The organism is Bradyrhizobium sp. LA2.1, from assembly GCF_040547725.1.
Lineage (GTDB): Bacteria > Pseudomonadota > Alphaproteobacteria > Rhizobiales > Xanthobacteraceae > Bradyrhizobium > Bradyrhizobium barranii.
The window spans coordinates 168,370-175,426 of the sequence record NZ_JBEPQI010000021.1 but is presented as its reverse complement, the minus strand read 5'-3'; the positions used below and the strand labels follow the sequence as shown (position 1 = coordinate 175,426).

Sequence of the window (7,057 nt, the reverse complement as noted above, 5' to 3'; positions counted from 1 at the left end):
CCCCGCACCCCCCACCACAAACACGCCCCGTCTCGCTAAACCCCCCCCCCCGCCGCGCGCTACGCGCGATCGACCCTCCCCCTCCAGGGGAGGGTGAAAGCGGAGAGATCAAAACATCAGATTATCCTTCACCAGCACCCAGGGGCCGTTCTTCACCTGCTGCACCTGGGTGACGGTGGTGGCGAGATGGTTGGTCTTCGAGAACACCGTCGGCGGCGAATTAAAGATATCCTGGAACTTGTCGCCGGACTCCAGCGCGTCGAGCATCTTCTGGCCAGTGAGATCCTTGCCAACCTTGTTGGCATAATGCGCGAACGTCATCACCGCATTGTAGCCGATGATCGCCTGGGTGTTGGCGTCGGCGTTGAACATCTTCTTGTAATTGACGAGCCAGTCCTTCACCTTTCCCTTCGCGGTGTCTTCGTAGGGAATTTCGAAGTTCGAGGCGGAGTACAAGCCTTCCACCACTTCCTTGCCGAGCGCCGGCACTTCGAGCACGTTAACGGGCGTGGCACCGAGGAAGGTGACGTCCCATCCGAGCTTCTTCGCTTCACCCATCGTGCCGATCGGCTCACGGAGGACCGCGCCGAGCACGACGAGGTCGCAGCCGTCAGACTTCATCTTGGCGACCTGCGCGCTGAAATCGGAGGCGCCGCGCTTGTAGCTCGTGATCGAGGCCGGCTGCAGCTTCATGGCGGTGAGCTGCTGGTTGAAGCCGTCGAGCACGTTTTTGCCGTACTCGTCGTCCTGATGCAGGATGCACGGCTTCTTGAAATTCTTTGCCTCTATCATGTATTTGAGCGCTGCGCGCGTGCTCTCGACATAGGGCAGGAGGTTGTTGAACTTCAGCCGCTCCTGCGGCTTGGCCGGATCGAACTTGAAGGTGAACTCGGCCGCCGTCAGCGGGAAGAGCTGAAGCACGCCGGCGTCGAGCAAGATATCCTGCGCAGCGAGCACGGTCGGCGATCCCATTGGTCCCACCATCGCGAAAATCTTGTCGCGCTCGATCAGCTTTTGCGAAGCCAGCACCGCTTTCTTCGGATCGTAGCCCGAGTCCTCGACGACCAGCTTGATCTTGCGACCCTGGACACCGCCCGCCGCGTTGATCTCCTCGACCGCCATCTTCATGCCGTTCGAGACCGGCACGCCCCAGCCCTTGATCGGCCCCGACAGGTCCTGATGGGTGCCGATGACGATCTCGGATGCCGAGATGCCATCGTTGGTGACCTTGGTTTGCGCCGCGGCCGGCAGACAGGTGAGCACCACGGCGCTCACAGCAAGGCCGAGCGTGCTGAACGATTTCGACATTGACGTCTCCTTTCCTTTGGGCCCGTATGGTGCGAAGGGCGGGGGCCACAGCTCCTTCGCTTTCTCGAACTGGCAGGCTCGTCACGCCACCGCGCGCTGGCGATACATCGCCTCGATCTCGGCAGCGTAACGCTTGTTCACGAAGCCGCGCTTCAGCTTCATGGTCGGCGTCAGCTCCTCGTCCTCCGGGGTCAGCTGGCGCTCGATCAGGTAAAATCTCTTGATGGTCTCGACGCGGGCGAAATTGCCGTTGACGCATTCGATCTCGCGCCAGATCAGGTCCTGGATCTCCGCTGCGCGGCACAGGCTCGCATAATTGGTGAAGGGGATGTCGTGGTCCTGGGCGAATTTCTCGACATTCTCCTGGTCGATCATCACGAGGCAGGTGAGATAAGGCCGCTTGTCGCCGATCACCACGGCATCCGAGATGTAGGGCGAGAATTTGAGCTGGTTCTCGATCTCGGACGGCGTGACGTTCTTTCCGCCGGAGGTGATGATGATGTCCTTCATCCGGTCGGTGACGCGGACAAAGCCTTCGTTATCGATGGTGCCGACGTCGCCGGTGTGCAGCCAGCCGCGATGGTCGATGGTCTCGGCGGTCTTCTCGGGCTGATTCAGATAGCCCATGAACAGGAAGTCGCCCTTGATCAGGATCTCGCCATCGGGCGACAGCGCGACCTCGCCCCAGGACACGGCGGTGCCGACCGAGCCGAACTTGATGCGCTCCGCCGGCATCATGGTCGCGACGCCGCAATTCTCGGTCTGGCCATAGACCTCGTGCATGTCGATGCCGAGCGCGAGATACCAGCGGATCAACTCCGGTGCGATCGGCGCAGCGCCGGTGAACGCGATGCGGCAGCGGTCGAGCCCGATCATGCGGCGGATGTTGCGGAACGCGAGCCGGTAGGCGATGCTGTTGGCGATGCGCAGCGAGAGCGGCGGCGCCCTGCCCTCGATCCGGCAATCGACCATGCGATGGCCGACCTTGATGGCGCGGCGATAGACCCATTGCTGCAGCGGCGTCGCGTCCTTCAGCGCGATGGTGATCGCGGAATAGAACTTCTCCCAGATGCGAGGCACCGCAAAGAAGACGGTCGGCTGCACCTCGCGCAGATTGTCCGGCACCGTCTCCGGGCTCTCGGCGAAATTCATCACCGAGCCGAGTGCGACCGAGATGTAGTAGCCGGCGACCCGCTCGGCGACGTGGCAGAGCGGAAGGAAGATCAGCCGGTCTTCGTCCTCCCGCGCCGAGATGAAATCGTTGGCATGCCGCATCTGGTGCGTGACGCTGCGGTTCGCGTGCATCGCGCCCTTGGGCGGGCCGGTGGTGCCCGAGGTGTAGACGAGGATGACAAGGTCGTCCGCGCTGCGGCTGTCGATCATCTCCTGCCACAGCGCCTCGCGGCCGACCATGTGGTTGCGGCCGAGCGCACGGAACTCGTCGAGCGACATCACCATGTCGTCGGAGAAGCCGCTGAGGCCCTCCATGTCGAACACGATGATCTTTTGCAGGGACGGACAGCGCGCGCGGCAGGCGAGCACCTTGTCGAGTTGCTCCTCGTCCTCGGCGAAGATCACCTTGGTCCGGGAATCGTTGACCAGGTATTCGACCTGGGAGGATGCATCGGTCGGATAGATTCCAGAGGAAACACCGCCGGCGCACAGAATGCCCATGTCGGCATGAACCCATTCCGGCACGGCATTGGCGATGACGGAGGCGACGTCGCCGGGCAGAAAGCCGGAGGCGCGAAGCGCGTAGGCGATCTCCTTCGAGATCTCCAGCCACTCGCGCCAGCTGGTCGGCTGCCAGATGCCGAATTTCTTCTCGCGAATAGCCGGCCTGTCGCCCCGCGTCTCGGCGGCGCGCAAGAAGCTCTTCGCGATCGTATCAGCGACCGTCAGCAGCGCCGGTCGGGCCATGCGCGTCTCCTCCTTGTCGCTCTCCCCTCCGCTGCCTGCCTTGCCGGCGGTCTGTCGTTGCGGATGGGCCAATCCATTTAACGCCTTCCCCTAGCGCCAAGTCTTCGGCGCCAAATCTTCAGCGCCAGGTCTTCTTCTTTTTCCAGCGCCGCTCGCCTCGCGCGCCCGCCTCCTTGGCGCCAAGGTAGAATTCCTGGATGTCCTGGGAATGCATCAAGCGGTCGCAGGTGTCGTTCATCACGACGCGGCCGATCTCCAGCACGTAGCCGTAATGCGCCGTCTCCAGCGCCACCTTGGCGTTCTGCTCGACCAGCAGGATCGACATGCCCTGCTCCTCGTTGACGCGGCGGATGATGGTGAAAATCTCCTTCACCAGCAGCGGCGACAGGCCGAGCGAGGGCTCGTCGAGCAACAGCAAGGTCGGCCGGTTCATCAGCGCGCGCCCGATCGCGAGCATCTGCTGCTCACCGCCGGAAAGCTGGCCGGCCGGCTGGTTGATGCGCTCCTTCAGACGCGGGAAATAGCCGTAGACGCGCTCCAGATCCTCCGCGACGCCATCACGATCCCGGCGCGGATACGCCCCCATCATCAGGTTCTCGCGCACCGAGAGGAACGGGAACACCTCGCGCCCCTCCGGCACATGACTGAGGCCGAGCCGCACGATCCGGTCCGCCTCCATGCGCTGGATCGACCTGCCCATGAATTCGATCGTGCCCTTCTGCGGATCCAGAATGCCCGAGATCGTCTTCAGCACCGTGGTCTTGCCGGCGCCGTTGGCGCCGAGCAGGGTGACGATGCGGCCGCGCGGCACCTCCAGCGAGATGCCGCGGATCGCCATGATCGGCCCGTAATAGCTCTCGATGTTGGAGAGTTTCAGGATAATGTCGGGCGTGACGGCGGCGTCCATGCGTCAGGCTCCCAGATACGCGGCGACGACATCGGGATGCTGCTGCACCTCGGCGGGCGAGCCCATCGCCAGCACCCGGCCGTAGTTCAGCGCGATGACGCGATCGGAGACGCGGTTGACCAGCGACATGTCGTGTTCGACCATCAGCACGGTGACGCCGAGCTCGTTCTTCATGTCGCGGATCCAGAAAGACATGTCGCCGGTCTCCTCGACATTCAGGCCGGAGGACGGCTCGTCGAGCAGGATCAGTTTCGGCTCCGAGCACAGCGCGCGCGCCAGCTCGATCACCTTGCGCACGCCGTAGGGCAGGCCGGAGATCAGCTTGTCGCGATAGGGTTCGAGATCGAGGAACTCGATCACCTGCTCGACCCTGCGGCGATGCACCTTCTCGTTCGCCCGCACGCTCGGCAGGAACAGCAGCTCCTGCCAGAGCTGGGTGGTCGAGTGACGGTGGCGGCCGACCAGGAGGTTGGAGAGCACGGTCGCGTTCTCGAACAGCTCGATGTTCTGGAAGGTGCGGGCGATGCCGAGCCTGGCGATGTCGTAGGGCGGCTGCTCCGTGATGTCCTGGTCTTCAAAGAAGATGCGGCCCGTGGTCGGCCGGTAGATCCGCGAGATCAGGTTGAAGATCGAGCTCTTGCCGGCACCGTTCGGCCCGATGATCGAGAGGATCTCGCCCTTCTCGACCGCGAAGGATACCGCATCGACCGCCTTCAGCCCCCCGAAATGCAGCGACAGGTTCTCCGCGCGAAAATAGCTCATCGGTTGCGCTCCGACTTCACGTAGATCTTCTGCCGCTTGAAGGTGGCGCGCTTGTAGAGCGGAAACAGCTGGAAGAAGAGCTTGATCTTGAGCCAGCGGCCGTAGAGCCCGAGCGGCTCGAACAGCACGAACAGCACGATGATGATGCCGTAGATCGCGCCCTTCAGCCCGTTGAGCGAGGCGAACGCCGCGACTTTCGACTGGATATTGCCCGCAGTCGCCGGGCCCGCCCCGAACGTCGCGGCAATGCCGGCGATGATGCCGGGCAAATCGTCCTTCAGATAGGTCAGGAACGGGTCGATCATCACGATGAAGATCGCGCCCAGCACCGCGCCGTGCAGGCTGAAGGTGCCGCCGATCAGGATCACGATGATGAACTCGATCGAGAGCTGGAGCGTGAACATCTCCGGCGAGATGAAGGAGAGCTTGTGCGCGAACAGCACGCCGGCAAAGCCGGTGATCGCCGCCGAGATCGCAAAGGACTTCACCTTGTACAGCGCGACGTTAACGCCCATGCTGCGCGCCGCGGTCTCGCTGTCGCGGATCGCGACGAAGGCGCGCCCTGTCGGCGAGCGCAGCAGATTGAGCGTGCCGACGATGGTCAAGACCAGCACGGCGAGGCAGAGGAAATAGAAGGTCGGGCTGTCGCGCGGGACCGTGACGCCGAGCAGCGACAGGGTCTTGACCCGCATGCCCTCGTTGCCGTTGGTGACGCTCTCCCAGCGCGCCAGGATCTCCTCGACGATCAGGGCAAAGGAGATGGTGGCGATGACGAGGTAGATGCCGGTCAGGCGCAGGGCGGGAAAGCCGACCATCGCGCCGATCAACCCGGTCAGGGCACCGGCAGCGAGGAAATAGACTGGGAACGGCACGTTGTATTTCTGCAAGTATGCCGCCGTGTAAGCGCCGATCGCGAGGAACGCGGCGTGGCCGAGCGAGGCTTGCCCGGTAAAACCGGTCAGGATCAGAAGGCCGACGCCGACCGTCGCGTAGATGCAGACGAAGACGAGCTGGCTCATCAGATAGCTGGAGAGCACATAGGGCGCGATCAGCAGCAGCGCGAGCAGGATGCCGTAGGAGACGACGTAGCCTGAATGCGGGAACAGCTTGATGTCGTCCTCATAGTCGGTCTTGAACAGGAAGCGCATGGTGTTCAGACCTTCTTGCGGACGTGGAGGCCGAACAGGCCTTCAGGCTTCAAGAGTAGTACGGCAAGCAGCACGAGGTAGGGCGCGACGTCCTTCCAGCCCTCCGCCAGATAGAAGCCGGCCATGCTCTCGATCACGCCGATCAGCACGCCGCCGACGACCGCGCCCGGGATCGAGCCGAAGCCGCCGAGGACTGCGGCGGGGAACGCATTGAGGCCGAGCACGAGGCCGACATTGGAATGGATGAAGGTGATCGGCGCCAGCAGCACGCCGGCGCAGGTCGCGACCGCCGCGCTGATCGCCCAGACCACCGACACCACGCGCTTGACCGGGATGCCCATGTAATAGGCCGCCAGCATGTTCTCGGAACTGGCGCGCATCGCGGTGCCGAGCGTGGTCTTGTTGAAGAACAGCCAGAGCAGCGCGCACAGGATCATTGTCGCGGCGATCACCGAGAGCTTGTCATAGGCCAGCACCAGCGAGCCGACGCGCAGCACGCCGTGGCTGAACGGCGTCTCGATCTTCAAATCGTCGGTGCCCCAGATCATCCCGGCGACCGAGCGTAGGAAGTAGCCGAGGCCAATGGTGGCCATGATGATGGAGAATTGCGGATAGCCGAGGATCGGCCGCACCACCACGCGCTCGGCCAGCATGCCGAACAGCGCCATGGCAGCCACCGCACCGGCAAAGCCGATCCAGTAGTTCAGTCCCATCATGCCGATGAAGGTGAAGGCGAAGAAGCCGCCCAGCATCATCAAATCGCCCTGGGCGAAATTGACGACCTCGGTGGCCTTGTAGACGAGCACGAAGCCGAGCGCGATCAGGCCGTAGACGCAGCCGAGCGCAACACCGCTGACCAGCTGCTGAACGAAATCCAGCATCGCCGCGCTTCCTCCCGATACAACCAGCGGCTCTTCGTGACCGCCTTGCTGCATCTTGTGTCCAGTCGCTACGCGGTCGTTTCGCCGCGTTAGCGCCATTTGTCCCGGCGGCAATTCAGCCTGAACCGTCC

General features: G+C 63.3%; 6 protein-coding genes. All 6 read right to left on the bottom strand.

Annotation, left to right across the window (positions count from 1 at the left end):
* Positions 1–108 precede the first annotated feature (108 nt).
* The 6 genes from ABIB95_RS33365 to ABIB95_RS33340 all read right to left on the bottom strand — a co-directional run bounded on the left by ABIB95_RS33365 (position 109) and on the right by ABIB95_RS33340 (position 6,926).
* Positions 109–1,308 (bottom strand): ABC transporter substrate-binding protein, encoded by a 1,200-nt coding sequence (locus ABIB95_RS33365; protein WP_354245753.1) that lies wholly within the window; start codon positions 1,306–1,308, stop codon positions 109–111.
* An 81-nt stretch (positions 1,309–1,389) separates the two neighbouring features.
* On the bottom strand, positions 1,390–3,228 hold the full coding sequence (locus ABIB95_RS33360) for an AMP-dependent synthetase/ligase (protein WP_354245751.1): 1,839 nt from the start codon (positions 3,226–3,228) through the stop codon (positions 1,390–1,392).
* Positions 3,229–3,346: 118 nt separating this feature from the next.
* A complete protein-coding gene (locus ABIB95_RS33355; protein WP_063980811.1) occupies positions 3,347–4,135 on the bottom strand; it encodes an ABC transporter ATP-binding protein in 789 nt (262 codons plus the stop codon).
* A gap of 3 nt (positions 4,136–4,138) precedes the next feature.
* Complete coding sequence (locus ABIB95_RS33350; protein WP_071916857.1) at positions 4,139–4,897, bottom strand: ABC transporter ATP-binding protein; 759 nt, start codon at positions 4,895–4,897, stop codon at positions 4,139–4,141.
* Positions 4,894–6,045, bottom strand: coding sequence for a branched-chain amino acid ABC transporter permease (locus tag ABIB95_RS33345; RefSeq protein ID WP_028148665.1), 1,152 nt, complete (start codon positions 6,043–6,045; stop codon positions 4,894–4,896). Before ABIB95_RS33345 ends, ABIB95_RS33350 begins: the two co-directional genes overlap by 4 nt.
* Before the next feature lie 5 nt (positions 6,046–6,050).
* Positions 6,051–6,926, bottom strand: coding sequence for a branched-chain amino acid ABC transporter permease (locus tag ABIB95_RS33340; protein ID WP_354245748.1), 876 nt, complete (start codon positions 6,924–6,926; stop codon positions 6,051–6,053).
* Between the last annotated feature and the right edge of the window lie 131 nt (positions 6,927–7,057).

Bases quoted from the DNA above. Each gene is read 5' to 3' on its own strand.
- ABIB95_RS33365 (WP_354245753.1), bottom strand. From the start codon at position 1,308: ATGTCGAAATCGTTCAGCACGCTCGGCCTTGCTGTGAGCGCCGTGGTG.
- ABIB95_RS33360 (WP_354245751.1), bottom strand. From the start codon at position 3,228: ATGGCCCGACCGGCGCTGCTGACGGTCGCTGATACGATCGCGAAGAGC.
- ABIB95_RS33355 (WP_063980811.1), bottom strand. From the start codon at position 4,135: ATGGACGCCGCCGTCACGCCCGACATTATCCTGAAACTCTCCAACATC.
- ABIB95_RS33350 (WP_071916857.1), bottom strand. From the start codon at position 4,897: ATGAGCTATTTTCGCGCGGAGAACCTGTCGCTGCATTTCGGGGGGCTG.
- ABIB95_RS33345 (WP_028148665.1), bottom strand. From the start codon at position 6,045: ATGCGCTTCCTGTTCAAGACCGACTATGAGGACGACATCAAGCTGTTC.
- ABIB95_RS33340 (WP_354245748.1), bottom strand. From the start codon at position 6,926: ATGCTGGATTTCGTTCAGCAGCTGGTCAGCGGTGTTGCGCTCGGCTGC.